16 protein-coding genes are annotated in these 22,661 nt (G+C 71.9%); 14 read left to right on the top strand and 2 right to left on the bottom strand.

Translation table 11 applies throughout. From position 1 onward, the window contains the following. Positions 1–33: 33 nt before the first annotated feature. From V4Y04_RS26240 to V4Y04_RS37820, 12 genes are all read left to right on the top strand, one after another. Positions 34–1,041 (top strand): methionine synthase, encoded by a 1,008-nt coding sequence (locus V4Y04_RS26240; RefSeq protein ID WP_332430788.1) that lies wholly within the window; start codon positions 34–36, stop codon positions 1,039–1,041. Between the two features lie 50 nt (positions 1,042–1,091). After that, positions 1,092–3,287 carry an NAD-dependent DNA ligase LigA gene (ligA, locus tag V4Y04_RS26245; RefSeq protein ID WP_332433007.1) on the top strand — a complete coding sequence of 732 codons (2,196 nt, stop codon included), beginning with the start codon at positions 1,092–1,094 and terminating at the stop codon, positions 3,285–3,287. A 293-nt stretch (positions 3,288–3,580) separates the two neighbouring features. Then, positions 3,581–5,929 (top strand): putative bifunctional diguanylate cyclase/phosphodiesterase, encoded by a 2,349-nt coding sequence (locus V4Y04_RS26250; RefSeq protein WP_332430789.1) that lies wholly within the window; start codon positions 3,581–3,583, stop codon positions 5,927–5,929. 530 nt (positions 5,930–6,459) lie between these two features. Then, entirely contained in the window at positions 6,460–6,756 is a 297-nt protein-coding gene (gene gatC, locus V4Y04_RS26255; RefSeq protein ID WP_031117542.1) for an Asp-tRNA(Asn)/Glu-tRNA(Gln) amidotransferase subunit GatC, read from the top strand. Between the two features lie 5 nt (positions 6,757–6,761). Next, positions 6,762–8,255, top strand: a complete 1,494-nt coding sequence (gene gatA / locus V4Y04_RS26260) for an Asp-tRNA(Asn)/Glu-tRNA(Gln) amidotransferase subunit GatA (protein ID WP_332430792.1) — start codon at positions 6,762–6,764, stop codon at positions 8,253–8,255. Next, positions 8,252–8,491, top strand: a complete 240-nt coding sequence (locus V4Y04_RS26265; RefSeq protein ID WP_055573565.1) for a hypothetical protein — start codon at positions 8,252–8,254, stop codon at positions 8,489–8,491. The genes gatA and V4Y04_RS26265 overlap by 4 nt, the downstream gene beginning before the upstream one ends. A 15-nt stretch (positions 8,492–8,506) precedes the next feature. Beyond that, positions 8,507–10,018 (top strand): Asp-tRNA(Asn)/Glu-tRNA(Gln) amidotransferase subunit GatB, encoded by a 1,512-nt coding sequence (gatB, locus tag V4Y04_RS26270; RefSeq protein WP_332430793.1) that lies wholly within the window; start codon positions 8,507–8,509, stop codon positions 10,016–10,018. A gap of 232 nt (positions 10,019–10,250) precedes the next feature. Next, a complete protein-coding gene (locus tag V4Y04_RS26275; protein WP_332430794.1) occupies positions 10,251–10,655 on the top strand; it encodes a hypothetical protein in 405 nt (134 codons plus the stop codon). 224 nt (positions 10,656–10,879) lie between these two features. After that, a complete protein-coding gene (locus V4Y04_RS26280; protein WP_332430795.1) occupies positions 10,880–13,126 on the top strand; it encodes an MMPL family transporter in 2,247 nt (748 codons plus the stop codon). Continuing rightward, positions 13,104–13,673 carry a GNAT family N-acetyltransferase gene (locus tag V4Y04_RS26285; RefSeq protein WP_332430797.1) on the top strand — a complete coding sequence of 190 codons (570 nt, stop codon included), beginning with the start codon at positions 13,104–13,106 and terminating at the stop codon, positions 13,671–13,673. The genes V4Y04_RS26280 and V4Y04_RS26285 overlap by 23 nt, the downstream gene beginning before the upstream one ends. Before the next feature lie 35 nt (positions 13,674–13,708). Continuing rightward, complete coding sequence (locus V4Y04_RS26290) at positions 13,709–14,323, top strand: hypothetical protein (RefSeq protein WP_332430798.1); 615 nt, start codon at positions 13,709–13,711, stop codon at positions 14,321–14,323. Positions 14,324–15,126: 803 nt separating this feature from the next. After that, positions 15,127–15,534, top strand: coding sequence for a DUF6191 domain-containing protein (locus V4Y04_RS37820; protein ID WP_443080089.1), 408 nt, complete (start codon positions 15,127–15,129; stop codon positions 15,532–15,534). On the opposite strand, the gene V4Y04_RS26300 is transcribed toward V4Y04_RS37820, so the two are convergent. Together V4Y04_RS26300 and V4Y04_RS26305 are read right to left on the bottom strand one after the other, a co-directional pair. Further along, the gene (locus tag V4Y04_RS26300; protein WP_332430799.1) at positions 15,531–16,694 is read right to left on the bottom strand and encodes a PQQ-dependent sugar dehydrogenase; all 1,164 of its coding nucleotides are present in this window, start codon (positions 16,692–16,694) and stop codon (positions 15,531–15,533) included. The genes V4Y04_RS37820 and V4Y04_RS26300 overlap by 4 nt on opposite strands. A gap of 293 nt (positions 16,695–16,987) precedes the next feature. Continuing rightward, positions 16,988–17,986 (bottom strand): aldo/keto reductase, encoded by a 999-nt coding sequence (locus V4Y04_RS26305; RefSeq protein WP_332430800.1) that lies wholly within the window; start codon positions 17,984–17,986, stop codon positions 16,988–16,990. A 75-nt stretch (positions 17,987–18,061) separates the two neighbouring features. Between V4Y04_RS26305 and V4Y04_RS26310 the strand changes: the two genes are divergently transcribed. Together V4Y04_RS26310 and V4Y04_RS26315 are read left to right on the top strand one after the other, a co-directional pair. Next, a complete protein-coding gene (locus V4Y04_RS26310; RefSeq protein ID WP_332430801.1) occupies positions 18,062–19,012 on the top strand; it encodes a 2-hydroxyacid dehydrogenase in 951 nt (316 codons plus the stop codon). Between the two features lie 423 nt (positions 19,013–19,435). After that, on the top strand, positions 19,436–22,603 hold the full coding sequence (locus V4Y04_RS26315) for a putative bifunctional diguanylate cyclase/phosphodiesterase (protein WP_332430803.1): 3,168 nt from the start codon (positions 19,436–19,438) through the stop codon (positions 22,601–22,603). Positions 22,604–22,661 lie beyond the last annotated feature (58 nt).

A 22,661-nucleotide genomic window follows, 5' to 3' on the forward strand; every position in this document is an offset into this window, starting at 1 on the left:
CCGGCCTCCCCGCACGTTCCGTACGCTGCCCCAGTGAGCGAAAACAGCCAGTTCAGGTTCGGGGCCGCGACCGGGGTCGGGTCGATGCCGGGCGGGGACGCCCGAGAGGCCGTCAAGACCGTCACCGGAAGCTTCGAGGACTTTCCCTTCCTGCCCGAACTGCCCGCCCGGGGACCCGGCGCGGACATGATCGGCCGGACCGCCGGGATGCTCGTCGAGCTGTACGCGCGGGTGGAGCCCAGCGGCTGGCGGATCGGTGACCGGCCCGGACGCGACACCAAGCGGGCCCGCTCCTGGCTCGGCGAGGACCTCGACGCGCTGGAGGAGCACACCCAGGGGTACGAGGGCCCGCTGAAGGTGCAGGCCGTCGGCCCCTGGACGCTCGCCGCCCAGCTGGAGCTGCGCAACGGCGAGGTGGCCCTCTCCGACCCCGGCGCCTGCCGGGACCTCACCGCCTCGCTCGCCGAGGGACTGCGTCTGCACCTCGCCGAGGTGAGCCGGCGGGTACCCGGCGCGCGACTCGTCCTCCAACTCGACGAGCCCTCCCTCACCGACGTCCTGCGCGGCCGGGTGCGCAGCGCCAGCGGCTACCGCACCCACCGCGCGGTGGACCGGCAGCTCGTCGAGTCCGGCCTGAGGGACGTGTTCGGGGTGCACGGCGACGGCCCGGTCGTGGTCCACTCGTGCGCGCCGGACGTCCCGTTCGCCTTGCTGCGGCGGGCGGGAGCGCAGGCGGTCTCCTTCGACTTCTCGCTCCTCACCGAACGTGACGACGAGACGATCGGGGAGGCGGTCGAGAGCGGCACCCGGCTGTTCACCGGTGTCGTGCCGGGGACGGACGGCCCACTGTCGGACCCTGCCGGTAGCGTCATGGGGGTCAGAACGCTGTGGCGCAGGCTGGGGCTGCGGCCGGGCCTTCTCGCGGAGGCGGTCACGGTCACCCCGGTGTGCGGACTCGCGGGAGCCTCCCCGGAGTACGCGCGCACCGCCTACGCACACTGCGTCCGGGCGGCGAGATCCCTCGCGGACAACCCGGAGTGACGGAAAAAGACACGGTGACGGAAAAAGACACGGTGACGGGAGAAGACACGGTGGCGGGTGACCAGCAGGCGGAGACGACGAACGTGCCGGCCGAGGCGCGGGAGCAGCACGCCCGGCTCGCCGAGCAGATCGAGGAACACCGCTTCCGGTACTACGTGAACGACGCGCCCGTCGTCAGCGACGCCGAGTTCGACCGGTTGCTGCGCGAACTGGAGAAGCTGGAGAAGCGGTTCCCGGAACTGCGCACCCCCGACTCCCCGACCCAGAAGGTCTCCGGGGCGTACGAGACGGAGTTCACCTCCGTCCATCACCGCTCCCGGATGCTCTCCCTCGACAACACCTTCAACGACGACGACCTCGCCGCCTGGGTCGAGCGCATCCACCGGGAGCTGGGCGAGCAGGAGTTCCACTTCCTGTGCGAGCTCAAGGTCGACGGCCTCGCCGTCAACCTCACCTACGAGCACGGGCGCCTGGTCCGCGCGGCGACCCGCGGCGACGGCCGCACCGGCGAGGACATCACCCCCAACGCGCGGACCATCGCCGAGATCCCGGACCGTCTGCAGGGCGACGCGGTGCCCGCCCTCGTGGAGATCCGCGGCGAGGTCTTCTTCCCGATGGAGGAGTTCCAGGGCCTCAACGCCCGCCTGGTGGAGGCCGGCGACAAGCCCTTCGCCAACCCGCGCAACGCGGCGGCAGGTTCGCTGCGCCAGAAGGACCCGCGGGTCACCGCCACCCGCCCGCTGCACATGGTCGTCCACGGCATCGGCGCCCTGGAGGGCTTCGAGGGCCTCGCCCGCCTCTCCGCGGCGTACGACCTGCTGAAGACCTGGGGCCTGCCCACCTCCCCGCACAACAGGGTCGTCGAAGACCTCGCCGGCGTACGGGAGTTCATCGCGTACTACGGCGAGAACCGGCACTCCGTGGCGCACGAGATCGACGGCGCGGTGGTCAAGCTCGACGAGATCCCGCTCCAGGGCCGCCTCGGCTCCACCTCGCGCGCACCGCGCTGGGCCATCGCGTACAAGTACGCGCCCGAGGAGGTCAACACCAGGCTCGTCAACATCCGTGTGGGCGTGGGCCGTACGGGCAGGGTCACGCCGTACGCACAGGTCGAGCCGGTCACCGTGGCCGGTTCCGAGGTGGAGTTCGCCACGCTGCACAACCAGGACGTGGTCAAGGCCAAGGGCGTCCTCATCGGGGACACGGTGGTGCTGCGCAAGGCCGGGGACGTCATCCCGGAGATCCTCGGCCCGGTCGCCGACCTGCGCGACGGCAGCGAGCGCGCCTTCGTCATGCCGGCCGAGTGCCCCGAGTGCGGTACGCCGCTGCGGCCGATGAAGGAGGGCGACGTCGACCTGCGCTGCCCCAACGCCCGTACCTGCCCCGCCCAGTTGAGGGAGCGCCTGTTCTACCTCGCGGGCCGCAAGGCGCTGGACATCGAGCACTTCGGCTATGTCGCCGCCGCGGCGCTCACCGGGCCGCTGGAGCCCGCGGACCCGCCGCTGAAGGACGAGGGCGACCTGTTCGACCTCACCATCGAGCAGCTGCTGCCCATCCGGGCGTACGTCCTCGACCAGGACAGCGGGCTGCCCAAGCGGGACCCGAAGACGGGCGAGGAGAAGACCGCCACCGTCTTCGCCAACCAGGAGGGCGAGCCGCGCAAGAACGCGGTCGCGATGCTGGCGAACATCGCGGCGGCCAAGGAGCGCCCGCTCGCCCGGATCCTCACCGGTCTGTCGATCCGGCACGTCGGCCCGGTCGCGGCGGAGGCGCTGGCCCGGGAGTTCCGGTCCGTCGACCGGATCGAGCAGGCCACCGAGGAGGAACTGGCCGCCACCGAGGGCGTCGGCGGCATCATCGCCGCCTCGGTCAAGCAGTGGTTCGCCGAGGAGTGGCACCGCGAGATCATCCGCAAATGGCGGGCGGCCGGTGTCCGCATGGAGGACGAGGGGGCCGGCGAGGAGGAGGGCCCGCGTCCGCTGGCGGGGCTGACGGTCGTGGTGACCGGCACCCTGGAGCATTTCACCCGGGACGGCGCGAAGGAGGCGCTGCAGACCCGGGGAGCGAAGGTGACCGGTTCGGTCTCCAAGAAGACGTCCTTCGTCGTCGTGGGTGACAACCCGGGGTCGAAGCACGACAAGGCGATGCAGCTCAAGGTGCCGGTTCTGAACGAGGGGGGCTTCACCGTCCTGCTCGACGAGGGGCCCGAGGCGGCGGCCGCCGTGGCGCTGCCCGTCGAGGAGTAGCCGGGGAACCGCAGGGCAACAGCCGAGCGACAGCGGGGGAAAGGTCACTCGATCGGCACGTACCAGATGGATACGGGTGGCCGGGGCGCATTCGGGCAACCGTCGGCGACCGGTGCCCCTGAAAGCCCTGCGCGGCCTACTGTTGGGAGGTGCGCCCGCCGTGCCCAGCTGCGGTCGGGGCATCTCTGTGTTCGTGGCGGCACCGTGGAAGGGCTTTCTATCACGGAGTCGCCGGGGGTTGTCGGGCATCGAGCCGTGTGGGGTGGGCACCGCCGGCTGTGAGAGGGACGGGAATGGAACCCACCGAGAGCGCCGCCCCGGGCTCACGGCTGCGCCGGGGCCTGCGCCGCATGGCGGCCGTACGGCGACGCGGACGTGGGACAGGACGGCCCGCGCAGCCCGCGGGCGCACCGGGACGCCCCGGGGCGCGCACCGCGGAGGCGCGTCCCCAGGGCGCACGTGGCACCGGACGGCAGAGCGCGGGGCAGCCGACGTCAGGGCGACCGGGAGCCGGGCGGAGTTCCGGAGCGCCCCCGCTCTCCACCGGACTGTCCTCGGACGGCCCGGGCCTGTCCGAAGCGCACACGGAACGGCACCTCCCCTGGCCCGCGCTGCCCACGGCGGTCGTCTCGGCGGCCGCGTTCGTGCTCGGCGCCGGTGTCCTGGGAGCGTTCACCGGCTCTCACGCGCTCTTCCCGTCCGGCCGCGTCGGCTGGTCCCTGGCCGTACTGACCGGAATCGTCGTCGGCCACCTGGTGATGCTGGGCCGCTCCCGCTGGTGGGGCGGCACCGGCTCGGGCGCCGCGGTCACCCTCGCCGTGCTGCTGCTCTACGGCTGGGTCCCGGCCGGCATGGTCAGCCTCACCGTGGTCGTGCTGGTCGGCGTGGCCCGGCGGGGCCGCTGGCGGCAGGGCGTCCTGCACGGCGCGGTGGACCTGCTCGGCATCGGCGCCGGCGCGCTGGTGCTGGCCCTGTGCGGGACCGTACCGTCCGTCGAGTCCCCCTCGACCCCGGACAGTTGGGGGCTGCACACCGCCTTCGAGGTGGTGCTGGTCGCCGCCGCGTATCTCGCGGTCACCCGCACCCTCCAGTGGTACCTGCACGTCCCGCGGGGCGGACTGCCCACGGTCGCCCGCACCGCCCTGGTCAGACAGGGCCTGGTCGCGGTGGCGCTGCTCGGCATAGCGCCACTGATCTGCGTGGTCGCCGACGCCCGGCCGATCGTGCTGCCGCTGTTCGCCATCCCGCTGATCGCGCTCGACTCCATGCTGTGGATGGCCAGGGCCCGCGCGGAGGAGCAGTTGCGCGATCCGCTGACCGGGCTGCCCAACCGCCAGTGGCTCCTCGAGCGCATCTGGACCGCGCTGGACGACGCCGAGCGCGCGGGCGCCCGCGCCACCCTCATGCTGATCGACCTCGACCGGTTCAGATCGGTCAACGACACGCTCGGCCACCTCGCCGGTGACCGGCTGCTGCTCCAGATCGCCGACCGGCTGAGGCTGGCCCTGCCGCGCGGGGCGGAGGCCGCGCGGCTCGGTGGCGACGAGTTCGCCGTCTTACTGCCGGTCGTCGACTCCACCACGTCCGCGACCCGGGTCGCCCGCGGCCTGGTCTCCGCCCTCAGCTCGCCCCTCGACCTCGACGGCCTCACCCTCGTGCTGGAGGCCAGCGCGGGCGTCGCCGTCTTCCCCGACCACGCCCTCGACGCGGAGGGCCTGCTGCGGCGCGCGGACGTGGCGATGTACCAGGCCAAGCGGGACCGTACGGGCGTCGAGGTCTACGAGTCCAAGCGGGACTCCAACACCCCCGACCGGCTGGGACTCCTGGGAGATCTGCGCCGGGCCCTGGACGCCCACGAGGTCCAGCTCCACTACCAGCCCAAGGTCCGCTTCGACGGACAGGTCGCGGGCCTGGAGGCCCTGGTCCGCTGGGTGCACCCGGAGCGCGGCAGGGTGCCGCCGGACGAGTTCATAGCGATCGCCGAGTCCTCCGGGCTGATGCCGCAGCTCACCGAGTACGTGCTGGAGACAGCGCTCGGCCAGGTCGCCGAGTGGCGTGCGCAGGGCCTGTTCGTGCCGGTCGCGGTCAACGTCTCCCCGCGCGACGTCCACATTCCCGGCTTCGCCGGCTCCGTCGCGGCCCGGCTGGCCCGGCACGGCGTCCCGGCGGGAGCCCTCCAGCTGGAGATCACCGAGCACGTCCTCCTGGAGGACCCGCAGCGCGCCGCCGACACCCTGAACGCCCTGACCGGGCACGGGGTGAAGATGTCCCTCGACGACTTCGGCACCGGCTACTCCTCCCTCGTGCACCTGCGGCGGCTGCCCGTCAGCGAGCTGAAGATCGACCGCTCGTTCGTGGCCCGACTGGCCGTCGACACCGAGGACGCCGAGATCGTGCGCTGCACCGTCGACCTCGCCCACTCGCTCGGACTGCTCGTCGTCGCCGAGGGCGTCGAGGACGACGAGACCTGGGAACGCCTGCGCGACCTCGGCTGCGACGCCGTCCAGGGCTGGCTGGTCGCGGCCGCGATGCCGCCCGACGAAGCCACGGCCTGGCTCCTCGCCCGCGGCTCCCGCGGCTGGCAGCGCCCGGCGGCCGTCCTCCCGGCAGCGGCCGCCGACGACTCCGGCCACCCGGCCTGACACCGCCGCACCCCGTCACGGGGCCTCGCTCGTCGCGGGGCCGGCCCCTCCGTCACGGGGCCTCGCTCGTCATGGCGGAGGCTCGCCGACGACCCGAAGGCCGGCCGTCGCGGGGCCCGCGCAGGGACGGCCCCTCCTTTTCCACGCGGTATGTCCACGGCGGAAGGCCGCGGTACGACGCGGCTCGCCCGGCCTGCGACCGGCGGGTCCGAGGGCGGGCCGCGTCGCGTGGGACGGGCGGTGCCGGTCCAAGGGCCGGTCCGAGGGCCGGTTCGGGACCGGTCGCGGGAGGGCGATGCCGGTGGTGGGACAGGGCCCGTCCCGCGCCGGTTTCCCGGTGGCACCGGCGTTCCGGAGCAGGGTGGCGGCGCCGCTTTCGGGGGGCGCGGGGAAACCGTTTCACGGGTACGGGGCCGCGCCCCATAGGATTGGGGCCTGTCGTCACCTTCCCGCCTGCCGCGCCACGCCCGGCCCGGGACGCGACGACAGGTCCTAGCCCGAACCGCACACTCACCCCAGAGGAACGCTGCATGCCTGGCATTACGCGCGAGGAGGTCGCCCACCTCGCCCGGCTGGCGCGTCTGGAGCTGAAGCCCGAAGAGCTCGACCACTTCGCAGGCCAGCTCGACGACATCATCGGCGCGGTGGCCCGCGTCAGCGAGGTCGCCGACCAAGACGTACCGCCGACCTCGCACCCGCTGCCGCTGACGAACGTCATGCGCCCGGACGAGGTCCGTCCCTCGCTCACCCCCGAGCAGGCGCTCTCCGGCGCCCCGGCCCAGGAGCAGCAGCGTTTCAAGGTGCCGCAGATCCTGGGGGAGGACTGATCAGCATGACCGACATCATCAGGCTCACCGCCGCCGAGACCGCCGCGAAGATCGCCTCCGGCGAACTCACGGCCGTCCAGGTCACCGAGGCACACCTGACCCGGATCGAGGCCGTCGACGAGAAGGTGCACGCCTTCCTGCACGTCGACCGCGAGGGCGCCCTCGCCCAGGCCCGTGCCGTCGACGAGAAGCGCGCCAAGGGCGAGAAGCTCGGCCCGCTGGCCGGCGTCCCGCTCGCGCTCAAGGACATCTTCACCACCGAGGGCATTCCGACCACCGTCGGCTCCAAGCTCCTCGAGGGCTGGATCCCGCCGTACGACGCGACGCTCACCAAGCGGCTCAAGGCCGCCGACGTCGTCATCCTCGGCAAGACCAACATGGACGAGTTCGCCATGGGGTCGTCCACCGAGAACAGCGCCTACGGACCGACCGGCAACCCCTGGGACCTCACCAAGATCCCCGGCGGCTCCGGCGGCGGATCGAGCGCCGCGCTCGCCTCCTACCAGGCCCCCCTCGCCATCGGCACCGACACCGGCGGCTCCATCCGCCAGCCGGCCTCCGTCACCGGCACGGTCGGCGTGAAGCCGACCTACGGCGCGGTCTCCCGCTACGGCATGGTGGCGTTCTCCTCCTCCCTCGACCAGGGCGGCCCCTGCGCCCGCACGGTCCTGGACGCGGCCCTGCTGCACGAGGTCATCGCCGGGCACGACCCGCTCGACTCCACCTCCATCGACGCCCCGGTCCCCCCGGTCGTCGAGGCCGCCCGCAACGGCTCGGTCGAGGGCATGCGGGTCGGCGTGGTCAAGCAGTTCCGCGGCGAGGGCTACCAGGCCGGCGTCATCCAGCGGTTCGACGAGAGTGTCGAACTGCTCAAGGAACTCGGCGCCGAGATCGTCGAACTGGACTGCCCGTCCTTCGACCTCGCCCTGTCGGCGTACTACCTGATCGCCCCGTCCGAGTGCTCCTCCAACCTCGCCCGCTTCGACGGCCTGCGCTACGGCCTGCGGACCGGTGACGACGGCACGCACTCCGCCGAGGAGGTCACCTCGCTGACCCGCGAGGCCGGCTTCGGCCCCGAGGTCAAGCGCCGCATCATGCTCGGCACGTACGCGCTCAGCTCCGGCTACTACGACGCGTACTACGGCAGCGCCCAGAAGGTCCGTACGCTGATCAAGCAGGACTTCGACACGGCGTTCGAGCAGGTCGACGTGATCGTCTCCCCGACGACCCCGACCACCGCCTTCGCGATCGGCGAGCGCGCCGACGACCCGATGGCGATGTACCTCGCCGACCTGTGCACCATCCCGACCAACCTGGCCGGCAACGCGGCCATGTCGCTGCCCTGCGGCCTCGCGCCCGAGGACAACCTGCCGGTCGGACTGCAGATCATCGCCCCGGTCATGAAGGACGACCGCCTCTACAAGGTGGGCGCAGCCGTCGAAGCGGCCTTCGTGGAAAAGTGGGGCCACCCGCTGATCGAGGAGGCTCCGTCGCTGTGAGCGCACTGACCAAGGCCAAGGGCTTCAAGAAGTCCAGGTCCGGTACGTATCTGTCCATGGCCGCCACCGCCTTCGGCGCGCTCGGCGTCGCCAAGCGCGTCAAGAAGGCGCGGCACGAGAAGGACACCCTGGTCCTGATCGACGCCACTGTGTCCGCCGTAGCGATCGTCACGAGCCTCGCCATCCTGTACCGCGAGCTGAAGCGGCTGGGCGACGACGACGTCCTGCTGGGCTGAGAGGGAAGTTACACCGTGACCACCACGACCGACCTGGTGTCGTACGAGGACGCACTCGCGTCGTACGACCCCGTCATGGGCCTCGAGGTCCATGTCGAACTCGGCACCAGGACCAAGATGTTCTGCGGCTGCTCGACCACGCTCGGCGCCGACCCGAACACTCAGACCTGCCCCACCTGCCTCGGCATGCCGGGCGCGCTCCCGGTCGTCAATGCGATCGGCATCGAGTCCGCCGTCAAGATCGGTCTCGCGCTGAACTGCGAGATCGCCGAGTGGTGCCGCTTCGCCCGGAAGAACTACTTCTATCCGGACATGCCGAAGAACTTCCAGACCTCCCAGTACGACGAGCCGATCGCCTTCAACGGCTACCTCGACGTGCAGCTGGAGGACGGCGAGACCTTCCGCGTGGACATCGAGCGCGCCCACATGGAGGAGGACACCGGCAAGTCGACGCACGTCGGCGGCGCCACCGGCCGTATCCACGGCGCGTCCCACTCCCTGCTCGACTACAACCGCGCCGGCATCCCGCTCATCGAGATCGTCACCAAGCCGATCGAGGGAGCGGGCGAGCGGGCCCCCGAGATCGCGCGCGCCTACGTGCGTGAACTGCGCGAGCTCATCCGGGCGCTCGGCGTGTCCGAGGCCCGGATGGAGATGGGCCAGATGCGCTGCGACGTCAACCTGTCGCTGCGCCCGCACGGCCGGGAGAAGTTCGGCACCCGCTCGGAGACGAAGAACGTCAACTCGCTGAGGTCCGTGGAACGCGCGGCCCGCTTCGAGATCCAGCGGCACGCCGCCGTGCTGAACGACGGCGGGACGATCATCCAGGAGACCCGGCACTTCCACGAGGACACGGGGTCGACGACCTCCGGCCGCGTGAAGGAGGAGGCCGAGGACTACCGGTACTTCCCGGAGCCCGACCTGGTCCCCGTCGCCCCGTCCCGCGAGTGGGTCGAGGAACTGCGTGCCGGGCTGCCCGAGCTGCCGCTGGTGCGCCGCAACCGGCTCCGCGAGGAGTGGGGGATCTCCGGCACCGAGATGCAGTCGATCCTCAACGCCGGTGCGCTGGACCTGATCGTCGCCACGATCGACGCCGGCGCGGACGCGGCCTCCGCCCGCAAGCGGTGGATGGGCGAACTCGCCCGCAGCGCCAACGAGTCCGCCAAGGCGCTCGACGAGCTGGCGATCACACCGGAGCAGGTCGCCCGCGTCACCGCGCTGGTGGCCTCCGGCGACCTGAACGACAAGCTGGCCCGTCAGGTCATCGAGGGCGTCCTCGCGGGCGAGGGCACGCCGGACGAGGTGGTCGACAAGCGCGGCCTGAAGGTCGTCTCCGACGACGGCGCGCTCACCGCCGCCGTGGAGGAGGCCATCGCCGGCAACCCGGGCATCGCGGACAAGATCCGCGGTGGCAAGGTCGCGGCGGCCGGAGCGCTGGTCGGCGCGGTCATGAAGGCCACCCGCGGCCAGGCGGACGCGGCCCGCGTCAAGGAGCTGATCCTTCAGCAACTGGGTGTCGAGGGCTGATTCCGATTCCCGGGCGCCGCACAGCGGCACGGGAGAGCGAAGAGGGGGACGCACCGGGTCCGGTGCGTCTCCCTCTCTTCCATGTTCTGGTGCGACCGGCTCCGTGACGCGCTCGGTGGCGCGCTCGGCGCCGGAGCGGCGAGCTGTCGCGGACCGACGGACGGCAACAGGCGGCCTCGCACCCCGCAACCCCGCATCCCGGTCTCCGGGCCTGGGGCGATACGCTCCCGCGATGAGCGGACGTGCTGATTCCGACCCGTCCCCGGACACTCGCGCCGAAGACGCCGACGAGACCGGACACCCCGAAGACGCCGACGAGACCGGGCGCGGCGACGAGGCCGAAGACGCCGGGCACGGGGAGCACGACGAGCAAGGCGACGAAGACGCCCCGCGCCGGGCCCGCCGGGCTCGGTGGGCCGCGGTCGGCACCGGGGCCGCACTCGCCCTGGCCGGGGTGGCCGCGGCGCTGCTCCGTCTCACCGGATCCGCGCCGGCCCTCGTCCCGGCGGCCTACGCCTGCGGTGCCGGTGTCTGCGCACTCGCCGCCGTGCTGGGCTCACGCGGACGGACCCGCAGGGCGCTGTGGCTGTTGGTCGCGGGGTTGATGGTGATGGCGCTGGGGGATCAGTTCGACTGACCCCGGTACGGGTGAGCGGCCTCACGTCCGGAGACGGATCCAAGGGGAGGGTCGTGAAATGTGTACATTCTGCGCATTGTGAATAAGCACACGAAAGTAACAATCGATCATTCTGGGCTGTAATAGTGCGAATTCCTTGCTCATGCGTTCTTTGCGGGCTGTTCGGTTCACAAGCGACTGTTCCCGGTCAAAGATCCACCGACAGTCACTCTGGAGCATGATTCGTGACAGCACTCGCACGCTGGTGTGTCCGACGCCGTCTGATCACCGTTCTGCTGTGGCTCCTCGCCCTCGGCGGGGTCGCTGCCGGAGCCTTCGCGACCGGGAACGCGTACTCGAACGACTACGAGGTGCCCGGCACCGAGTCCGGGTACGCCACCGAACTGCTGCGCGAGGGGTTCCCGGCCCTCTCGGGCGACAGCGACACCGTCGTCTGGCACACCCCCTCCGGCAGCGTCCTGGACTCCGACGTCGAACAGAGCATGACCCGCGCCCTGGACCGGATGGCGGACCTGCCCGGCATCGCCGCCGTGACCGGCCCCTACGGGGACGACGGCACCGGCGGGATCAGCGCGGACGGCCGTACCGCCTACGCCACCGTCGTCTTCGACGACCTGGCCAAGGACATCGACGAGGGCGAGGCGGCGGCCGTGCTCGAAGCGGCCGAGGCCGCGGAGACCGACGGCCTCCAGGTGGAACTGGGCGGCAGCGCCGCCGCACTGACCGGGGCACCCGAGGGGCACCTCGCCGAGATCGTCGGAGTGGCCGTCGCCGCCGTGGTCCTCTTCCTCGCCTTCGGCTCGCTCGCCGCCTCGCTGCTGCCCATCGCCACCGCGCTGGTCGGCGTCGGCACCGCGTACGCCTCGATCGTGCTGCTCGGGCACGTCATGACCGTCGCCGACTTCGCGCCGATGCTGGGCATGCTGATCGGACTCGGCGTCGGCATCGACTACGCGCTGTTCATCGTGACCAGGCACCGGCGCGGACTGAAGCGCGGGCTGTCCGTCGCCGAGGCCGCCACGGACGCCGTCGCCACCACCGGACGCGCGGTCGTGTTCGCGGGGGCCACCGTGTGCATCGCCCTGCTGGGCATGCTGATCCTCCGGCTGAACTTCCTCAACGGCGTCGCCGTCGCGGCCTCGCTCACCGTGGTGCTGACCGTCGCCGCCTCCGTCACCCTGCTGCCCGCCCTGCTGTCGCTCATCGGCATGCGCGCGCTCAACCGCCGCGAACGGCGCCGGCTGGCCCAGACCGGCCCGCAGCCGGAACTGCCGACCGGCTTCGCCGCCCGCTGGGCGGCGTTCGTGGAGCGCAGGCCCAAGCTGCTCGGTGTGCTCGCCCTGGCCGTCATGGCGGTACTGGCGCTGCCCACCTCCTCCCTGCACCTCGGCACGTCCGACCAGGGAAACGATCCGAAGACCTCCACCACCCGACAGGCCTACGACCTCCTCGCCGACGGATTCGGCCCCGGCGTCAACGGCCCGCTCACCCTCGTGACCGAGGTCGACGGCGCCGCCGACCGGCTCGCCCTGGACCGGATCGGTCCCGTCCTGGGCGGGACCGAGGGCGTCGCGGCCGTCGGACCAGTGGTCCACAGCGCGGACGGCGGCACCGCGTACCTCTCCGTCGTACCGGAGTCCTCCCCGCAGTCGAAGCAGACCAGTGACCTGGTCGACCGGCTGCGCGAGGACGTACTGCCGCGCGCCGAGGCCGGCACCGCCCTCGACGTGCGGGTCGGTGGCGTGACCGCCGGCTACGACGACTTCGCCGACGTCATCATCGGCAAGCTGCCCCTCTTCGTCGGCGTCGTCATCGGTCTGGGCTGTCTGCTGCTCCTGCTCGCCTTCCGGTCCATAGCCATCCCGCTCAAGGCCGCCGCGATGAACGTGGCCGCCGTCGCCGCCACCTTCGGCGTGGTCGTGGCGATCTTCCAGTGGGGCTGGGGCAGCGAACTGCTGGGCCTGGGCAGCGGAGGCCCCATAGAACCCTTCCTGCCCGTGATCATGGTGTCGGTCCTCTTCGGGCTCTCCATGGACTACCAGGTCTTCCTGCTCAGCCGGATGTACGAGGAATGGCTGGAGACCGGCGACAACCGGCGCGCGGTACGGGTCGGCCTCGCCGAGACCGGCCGGGTGATCAACTCCGCGGCCGTGATCATGATCTCGGTCTTCCTCGCCTTCGTCCTGACCGGTGACCGCGTGATAGCGATGTTCGGCATCGCGCTCGCCGCCGCCGTCGCCCTCGACGCCTTCGTGCTGCGGACCCTGCTCGTCCCCGCCCTCATGCACCTGCTCGGCGACGCCAACTGGTGGCTGCCGCGCCGGCTGGACCGGATCCTGCCGCGCATCAGCATCGAACCGCCCGAGAGCCGTGCCGCCCATGAGAGGCTGGCCGCCGCCACCGACACCGAGGTGGAGGACGTGCTCGCCAAGGAGGAACGGCAGACGGATGTACGCCATACGACTGGGTGACGACGGAGCCGAACTGCGCCCCCTGGAGCCCTGGCACGCGCAGGAGTTCCTCGCCCATCTGGAGCGGGGCCGGGAATTCATCAACCAGTACGTCCCCTTCGGCTCCAAGGCCGTCGACGTGCCCACCGCGCGGGAGACCCTCCAGCGGTACGCCGACCTCCGCGCCGCCGACACGGCCGCGCTGCACGGCCTGTGGCTGGACGGCACCCTGGTGGGCGGGGTGCTCACGCTGAACTTCGACGCCGCGGGCGGCACCTGCGAGGTCGGCTGCTGGCTGGAGCCGGCCGCCACCGGGCACGGGCTGGTCACCCGCGCCATGCGGGTGCTGATCGACTGGGTGATCGACCAGCGGGGCATCCACCGCGTGGAGTGGGTCGCCGCCGCCGGCAACGAGCCCAGCCTCAACATCGCCCGCCGGCTCGGCATGACCCGCGACGGGGTACGGCGCCAGTCCCATCTCCACCACGGCGTACGGCACGACCTGGAGGTGTGGTCGGTGCTGGCTCCCGAATGGCGGCAGGCACGCGCGGCGCACAGCGGGCGTTAAGGGACTTCTCAGAGAGCGTCCGTACGGTGCGACCCATGGAAACCAGGACCGAGACCGAGAAGGCGGCCAAGGCCGAGGACAACGGCGCCGATGACGGCGCGGACAGGAGCGGGACCGAAGCCGGGACCGAAGCCGGGGCCGGGGCGGCCGTTGACGCCGACGCGGCCGGTGGCAGCACCACGGAGACGGCAACGGAGCCGGAGCCGGAGACCGCGGCGGAGCCGGAGACCGCGGCGGAGCCGGAGACCCGGGACGCCCCCGGCGTCGGGCAGGGCGCCGCGGCGATCGTCTCCGCCGGGCTCGGCATCGTCTCGCTCACCGGCAGCTGGCTCGGCACGGTGGCCGCCGCACGCGAAACCCTCGTCGGCCAGCTGGAGACCGCCGCGGACTCGACCGTCGCCACCCAGGTCAAGGAGATCTACGGCGACGCCTGGCAGACCAGCGCGCTGTGGGGTGGCCTGTTCGCGCTCACCGCGCTGATCGTCGGTGTGGCGGTGCTCGTCCGGCCCGCGTTCGGGACGCCCGGTGCCGGGCAGGCGCCCTGGATCAAGTCGGTCGCCTGGGCCGGTGTCGCACTCGGCGCCATCGGGCTGCTGCTCGCCGTCCTCAAGTACACCGACGTACTGCTGGGGCTGCCCGCCGCCGGTTGAGCCACCACGGGACACCCCGGCAGGCGCCGGGGAGATTCCTGGCAGTTCCCGAGCAGCCCCGGAGAGGCCTCGGCCTCGCCGTTTCGGGTGGATGCCCGCTCCCGTGCAGTGCGTCAGGGAACGTCGCATCGCCTTCCGGGTGGTGCGACGTTGTGTCCTCGACGGTGCCGGGGGCGGTCTTGGGCAGGTGTGGCGGACCGGGTGTGGAAGGTGCCGTTGACGGATGACGGCGTGGTCGGTCACTCGTCCGGGTGGGTGTGACGGGAAGCGAGAAGGCCTCGACGACGCTCGCCCGCACCCACAGCCTGATCCGGTTCGAGGAACTGGACATCACGAACACGACCGCCTCCGCGAAGGGAACCGTCGCACAGCCCGGCAAACGGGGCGCGGCAGATAGCCGGACCGAACCGGGTGATCCTCACCCAGGGCCGGAGCCCGCTGCGCCGCCGCACCGCTGCGCCGCCGCACCGCTGCGCCGCCGTACCGGTGAGAAGGCTCCGGGCCGGGTCGAGGACGTACCCGCCCCTGCACCCCGCTGCGGTGCAGTGCCTGTGACTGTGGATGGACCGAGAGGAACTCGCGCAAGAGCCAAGCCGAGTTCGTCTGCGTGTCCTGCGGGTTTACCTGCGACGCGGATGAGAGCGCGGCAGTCGACGTCGCGGCAGGACAAGGCGGGATTCCCCGCCCCCGGCGCGCAGCCGGTGCCGGAGGGGCGACAGCGGCCACCAGCTGTTCGCGAGCGCCCGTGAACCTCGACCCACCCGGGTTGGAATCCTCCTCTTTTAAGAGGGGGAGGATGTCGAGTGTCCGACATCCTCGATAAGCTCGACGTCTCCGGACGCGGTGAGGCAGCGGCGCTCGCCCACCGCCTGGAGCTGTTCGCGGCCCGGCCGGGAACGGGCCCGCGACGGGACAATGGGCGGCACACCCACGCGGCCCTGGAAGGGGGAGCGGTGTTCAACGCTTTCGAGGAACTGTTCGCTCCCGGCCGCAAACATACCCAGGACGAGCAGAACCGCCTCGCACTGACCCGGGAGGACGTCGGCGACGCCGGTCCCGGGAACGGACCGATAGATCTCGAGTCCGGAAAGGTCGTCGTACGCCCGTCACCGGAACCCGGCGAGCTCGAACCGGAGCCGGAGCCGGAACCGGAGCCAGAGCCGGAACCGGAGCCGGAACCGGAGCCGGAACCGGCGGACGAAAGCCCTTAGCTCACCCGGACCTCCAGGATGCGGTCGTCCTCGCCGCCCGGGTCGCCGCGGCCGTCCGTGTTGCTGGTGACCAGCCACAGCTTGTCGCCGCCCGCCGCCGCCACCGTGCGCAGCCGCCCGTACTCGCCCTCCAGGAAGGCCTGCGGGTCCGCCGAGGCCTCCGTACCCTTGAGCGGGATCCGCCACAGGCGCTCGCCGCGCAGGCCCGCCATCCAGACCGACCCCTCCGCGTACGCGATGCCGCTGGGGGAGGCCTCGTCCGTGCTCCACTGGGCGATCGGGCTGCGGAAGTCGTCGTCGTCGGACGTGCCCTCCGTCTCGGGCCAGCCGTAGTTGGCGCCGGGCTCGATCGCGTTGAGCTCGTCCCAGGTGTTCTGGCCGAACTCCGAGGCGAACAACCGCTGCTTGGAGTCCCAGGCCAGGCCCTGCACATTGCGGTGCCCCAGCGAGTACACCGCGGAGTCGGGGAGCGGGTTGCCCGGCGCCGGCTCACCCTCCGGGGTCAGCCGCAGGATCTTGCCGCCCAGCGACTTCTCGTCCTGGGAGAGGCCGGTGTCGCCGCTCTCGCCCGTGCCCACGTACAGCATCCGGTCCGGGCCGAACGCGATCCGGCCGCCGTTGTGAACCACACCCTTGGGGATGCCCCGGAACACCGTGTCCGGCGCGCCCAACCGCTCACCCTCGGGCTTCTTCTCGTCATAGATCATACGGACGACGCGATTGTCCGAGGCCGAGGTGAAGTAGGCGTAGACCATGCGGTCCGAGGCGTACTCGGGGGAGAGCGCGATGCCGAGCAGGCCGCCCTCGCCGGCCGGCGACACCCCCGGCACCTCACCCAGCTCGGACGTCTCGCCCGTGTCGGCGTCGACCCGGCTGATCGTGGCCTCGTCCCGTGACGACACCAGCAGATCGCCATCGGCCAGGGGAGCGAGCCCCCACGGGGAGCGCAGATCCGTACCGACCGTACGGAGCACCTCCACCGAGCCCTTCGCGGGCGGCGTCTCCTCGGTGCCGCTCCCCGGGGACGAGGACCGTCCGGCCGAACCGCCCGAGGAGGAGGCGGCGTCCTTGCCCGGTGATCCTCCGTCGTCGGAGGAACAGCCGGCCGTCAGCAGGAGCACGGCGGTGGCCAGCACGGCCGTAACGGCTCGATGGTGCACGATGTCGTCCCTTCGACGCGGCGGGTCCTCCCTGTCATACACCGCCCGCGCCCCAGAAGTTCCCGATCACGCGAGCCCGAACCGTCGATCACCGGCCGGCCCCGGCCCGGATTCCACGATCGTGGCTCGACGGCCTATGGTCCCGGGTCCTGCTCCCACGGTTTCGTCCTGATGGCCCGGGTCTTCGGGGCCCGTTCGTCACGGCCGACCCGACCGGTTGCGCTCCCGGTTCCGGTCCATGATCCCGGCCCGACGGCCCGTGACGTCAGGTACCGCTCCCGCGAGTCTCCGTCTCAGTCCCACGACTCCTGGGCCGCGGGCAGTTCCGCGATCTCCGCCAGGTCGGCCTCCGTCAGACGAAGGTCCGCCGCCCCCGCGTTCTCGGTGACCCATCGCTCCTGCTTGGCGCCCGGCACCGGGATCACCTGCCCGCCCTGCGCCAGCACCCAGGCCAGGGCCACCTGCGCCGGGGTGACGTCCTCGCCGTGCCGGCGGGCGACACGGCGCAGCCCGGCCACGATCGGCTGGTTCGCAGCCATCATCTCGGCGGTGAAACGGGGGTGCCGGGCCCGCAGATCGTCCGCCTCGAAACCCTCACCCGGCGTCAGCGTGCCGGTCAGGAAGCCGTTGCCCAGTGGCATCGCGGCCAGGAAACCCACACCGCGCGCGGCGCACCACGGCAGCAGCACCTCTCGGGCCTGGGACGACCACACCGACAGCTCCGCCTCCACCGCGCTCACCGGGAAGACCTGCTGCACCCGCTCCAGTTGCCGGACCGTCGCGTCGTGCAGCCGCGCCCCGGGCCGCCGCGCGGATCGCGCACCGACCGCGCAGAGCCCCAACGCCCTCACCTTTCCGGCCCGTACGAGCTCCGCCATCGCGCCCCAGGTCTCCTCGACGGGGATCTCCGGGTCCGCGCGGTGCAGCTGGTACAGGTCGATGACGTCGGTCTGCAGTCGGCGCAGTGAGGCGTCGCAGGCCCTTTTCACGTACCCGGGGCGGCCGTTGGCCACAATGTGCTGATCGCCCGCCAGCAGACCGACCTTCGTCGACACGAAGGCGTCGCCGCGACGCTCCTTCAACACCCGCCCCAGCAACAGCTCGTTGGTGAACGGGCCGTACATGTCAGCCGTGTCCAGCAGCGTCGACCCCAGGTCGAGCGCCCGGTGCACCGCCCTGAGTGAGTGCTCGCCGCGCTGTCGCGAGGTGCTGTAGGCCCAGCTCATCGGCATGCACCCGAGTCCGACGGCCCCCACCGCGAGTGCCGCCGCGCCGATCGTCCTGCGCTCCACCTGGTCGTGACCCTCCCTTTCCCGGACCCCAACCTAACCTCTGGCGTCGCGGGCCCCTGACATAGCCTCCGGACCATGAGTGCTGACGTATGGCTTCCCATTCCGCCGGACGAGATCGAGGGTCTTCCGAAGGGGCCGCGGTACCACTTCTGGGAGGGCGCGCGGGAGTACCCGGCAGACCCGGCCGACTGCGCGTTCTACGTCGTGCCGTACATGAAGGCCGGCGGCGTCGGGGTGCGCCCGCTGCCGCTGATGAGCTCGGTGGAGGTCGTGCAGACCCTGTCCGCCGGCGTCGACCATGTACAGCCCGGTCTGCGTCACCTGGGCCCCGGCGTGCGGCTCTGCAACGCGCGCGGCGTGCACGAGGCGAGCACGGCCGAGCTGACGCTCGCTCTCGTCCTGGCCTCACTGCGAGGCCTGCCCGACTTCGTGCGGGCGCAGGACAAGGGGGAGTGGCTCGGCGGATTCAGGCCCGCGCTCGCCGACCGGAGCGTGCTCATCGTGGGGTACGGGGCGATCGGCGCGGCCATCGAGGACCGGCTCGTTCCGTTCGAGCTCGCGCGGGTGGCGCGCGTCGCGCGCTCCGCACGCACCGTGGCGCGCGGTCCGGTGCATCCGTTCACCGAACTGCCCGCCCTGCTGCCGGAGGCGGATGTCGTCATTCTCTCCACCCCGCTCACCGACGCCACCCACCACCTCGTGGACGCCGGCTTCCTGACCCGGATGAAGGACGGCGCGCTGCTCGTCAACGTGGCCCGGGGGGCCGTTGTCGACACCTCAGCCCTGCTCACCGAGGTGGAGAGCGGCCGTATCACCGCGGCCCTCGACGTGACCGACCCCGAGCCGCTCCCCTCGGACCACCCCCTGTGGCGGGCCCCGGGCGTTCTCATCAGCCCGCACGTGGGCGGACCCACCTCCGCTTTCCGGCCACGTGCCGAGCGGCTGCTGGTGGACCAGTTGAACCGATTCGTGAACCGGGAGGAGCTCCGGAACGTGATCCTGGTGACGGAGGCGGTAAGCATGTAGTCCGCTTCGGGTACCGTCCGCGTTTTCCCGGACGCGATGGGTACTCATACATCAAGTGATCGTTACGGAGCGTAGAGAAGCTATGTCCCTGAGTGACGAGACTGGTGTATCGTCCCGACAGGGGCTGCGCCGCTGACCGGTCGGCGCGGGGGATCGACATTGCAGACTGTGAGGGGGGCGACGGGCGATGCACGGCCTATGGACGAGCGATCCGACGCGATTGAGCCGCCGTCGGCGACCCTGGCGCACGACCGTGCACAGCCGGGGACACCGCAGCGGTCACCACACCCGCGGTCACCACGCCTTCGGTCACCACGTCCGGAGCGGCGGCCGCCCCGGTGACCCCTGTCCCCACCACCGCGGGTACGGCAGCCGCGGGAGGCCGGCCCACCTGGCCGGACCAGCGTGTACCGGGAGGGACCGGTGAGCGCGCCGGCCCCCACGACCACGCTCGACGGAGCGGTGCGGGCCCATCACGCCCCGGAAGCGCCGGCGCCCCACCCGCAGGCCGTGGAGCGCCGGCGGGTCCTGGTACCGCAGCTCGTCCTCGCCGTCGTCTGCGCGGCCTACGCGATCGGCGCCGCTTTCGGCTGGGGATCGGACCAACTCGCGCTGATCATGGGTGACTTCGGACTGAGCGCCGCGGCGGCCGCGGCCGCCGTGTCCTGCTTCCTGTACGCGCGCGGCCGTCGCATCCGTTTCCGGCCCGCCTGGTTGCTGTTCGGCATCTCCTCCACCATGGCGTCCCTGGGCAACCTGGTCTGGGGGTGGTACGAGGTCGTCCTCGGACTCCCTGTGCCCAGCCCCAGCTACGCCGACCTGTTCTTCCTGTGCTTCGCGCCGCCCGCCATCGTGGGGCTGCTGGTGCTCGCCAGACGGCCCGTGACCAGGGCCGGCTGGGTCTGCCTGGGCCTGGACGCCTGGCTGATCGGTGGCTCCCTGCTCACGCTCGCGTGGAGCCTTGCGCTCGCCCAGACCGCGCAGGCAGGGGGCGAGGACGTGGCGCACACCGCGCTGTCCCTGGCGTATCCGCTGCTCGACATCGCCCTGGTCAGCATGGTGCTCGCCCTGCACTTCCGGCGGTCGGCGGTCACCCGCTCCGCGGTCAACACCGCGATCGGCGCGCTCGCGCTCACCGTGATGTGCGACGCCGTGTTCACCTCCCCGCTGCTGCACGACAGCTACCGGTCGGGGCAACTGCTCGACGCGGGCTGGTTCGCCGGCTCGCTGCTCCTGGCGTACGCGCCCTGGACCCGGCCCCGGGGCGTTCGGCCCGGGGACGAGGCGCACGCGCGCGTGGTGCGCGAGCACCTGCCCGGACAGCACGGCGGACCGAACTCCCGAGCGAACGGCCACCCGGCCCCCCGAGCGAACGGCCACCCGGCTCTCCACGCGAACGACCCGGCCCTCCACGCGACCCACGACCCGGCCCACCCCCCGTACCTTCACCCCCCGTACCTCCAGCATCCGGGCGTGCCCGGTCCTGAGCGCGGCCGGTATCCGGTCTCCCGGCCCATCGCCGGCTCCCTCGGCGCGCTCGCGCCGTACCTCGCAGCGGCGGTGTGCACCCTGGGGATCCTCTACACCGTCCTCAACGGCCGCAGCGTCGACCGCGTGGTCCTGCTCACCGGGGGCACCGTGGTGCTCGCGCTCGTCGTACGCCAGGGCATCATGCTGCTCGACAACATCACCCTCACCCAGGAACTGGCCCACAAGGAGAACCACTTCCGCTCCCTGGTGCAGGGCTCGAGCGACGTCATCATGATCGCCGCGCCGAGCGGCATCCTCCGCTACGTCTCCCCGGCCGCCGCCGGAGTGTACGGCCGGCCCGCGGAGGACCTGGTGGGGACGGAACTGGCGCAGCTCATCCACCCCGAGGACCTGGACTGCGTCGTGCACGAGGTGCGCCGGTTCCTCGCCGCCGGCCCGGCCGAGGAGCCCACCACCCGCATCGAGTGCCGCTTCCGCTCCGGCGGTGGGGGCACCTCCCGCGCGAGCGGAGCCGAGAGTGGGGGAGGCTGGCTGAACGTGGAATCGACCGTCAACCGGCACCACGGCGGCCTCATCTTCAACAGCCGGGACGTCACCGAGCGCGTGCGGCTCCAGGCGCAGCTCCAGCACAACGCCGAGCACGACCCGCTCACCGACCTGCCCAACCGCGCCCTGTTCACCCGGCGCGTCCAGCAGGCCCTGTCCGGCCGCCGGGCCTCCGACCGGGGCGCCGCCCTCAGGGGCACGGCCGTGCTCTTCATCGACCTCGACGGCTTCAAGGCCGTCAACGACACCATCGGCCACCAGGCCGGTGACGAACTGCTGATCCACGCCGCCCGCAGACTGCGGGACGCGGTCCGCAAGGGCGACACCGCCTCCCGGCTCGGCGGAGACGAGTTCGCCGCCCTGATCGTGGGCGACGGCGCCCGCGACCGGGAGGCCCGTGAGCGGCACATCCTGGAGCTCGCCGACCGCCTCCGGGCAACCCTCTCCCAGCCCTACCTCATCGACGGCAACGATGTCCGGGTCAACGCCTCCATCGGCGTCGCCTTCGCCGAACCGGCCCTCGGCGCGGGAGAACTGCTGCGCAACGCGGACCTCGCCATGTACCGGGCCAAGGCCGCGGGCAAGGGCCGGGTGGAGCTGTACCGGCCGCAGATGCAGCAGGACGTCGCCCGCAGGGCGGAGCTGGCCACCCGGCTGCGCGCCGCGCTGCACAACGGCGAATTCGCACTGCTGCACCAGCCGGTGGTGTCCCTCCAGGACGGCAGGATCACCTCGGTCTACGCCCAGGCGCGCTGGCGTTCCTCGCAGGGCGTGCTCTTCACCCCCGCCGAGTTCCTGCGGGTCGCCGAGGACAGTGAGAAGACGGCCGAGCTGGGCCGCTGGCTCCTCGAAGAGGCCGTGGAACAGGCCGCCGAACGGCAGGCGACGGGGGTGTCGGTGCCCGTGGCGGTCCGGATCGGCGCGCGCCGGCTGCTGGACCGGTCGCTGCCGCTCGGCTCGATCGAGGCACTGCTCACCCGGCACGGACTGCCCTTCGGCTCACTGGTCGTCGAGGTGGCCGAGACGGACCCGCGGGTCTGTCTGGACGAGCTGGAGCGCCGGCTGACCGCGCTCAGGCGGGTCGGCGTCCGGATCGCGCTGGACGGCTTCGGCAGCGGCTATGCGGCGATCACCGCCCTTCGGCGACTCCCCGTCGACGTACTGAAACTCGACCGCAGCCTGGTCGAGGGTGTGGTCGAGTCCGCCCGGCTGCACAAGATCACCAGCGGGCTGCTGCGGATCGCCGGCGACCTGGGCATGCAGTCCGTGGCCGACGGGGTGGACCTGCCCGAGCAGGTCGTCGCCCTGCGCGCGATGGGGTGCACGCACGGGCAGGGCATGGCCTTCTCCGGGCCGCTGGACGAGTACCGGCTGCGCAGGGCACTCTGCACCGGCCGCTATCCGGTGCCGAGCGGACCGGTCGAACCCGTGTACGCGGGTGGCGGTCCGGGTGGTTGCGGCGGCGTGGGCGGGTACGCGTCAGGAGTGGCCTCGATGCTCCGGAGCGGCGCGGTCCTGCGCTCACATGATGAGACTCCCGTCCCACCCACTTGACAGTCGGTGCGCGCCGGGGGGAGGGTCAATGCCATGCGCACCCGAATTCTCGTACTTG

This window comes from Streptomyces sp. P9-A2, from assembly GCF_036634175.1.
Lineage (GTDB): Bacteria > Actinomycetota > Actinomycetes > Streptomycetales > Streptomycetaceae > Streptomyces > Streptomyces pratens.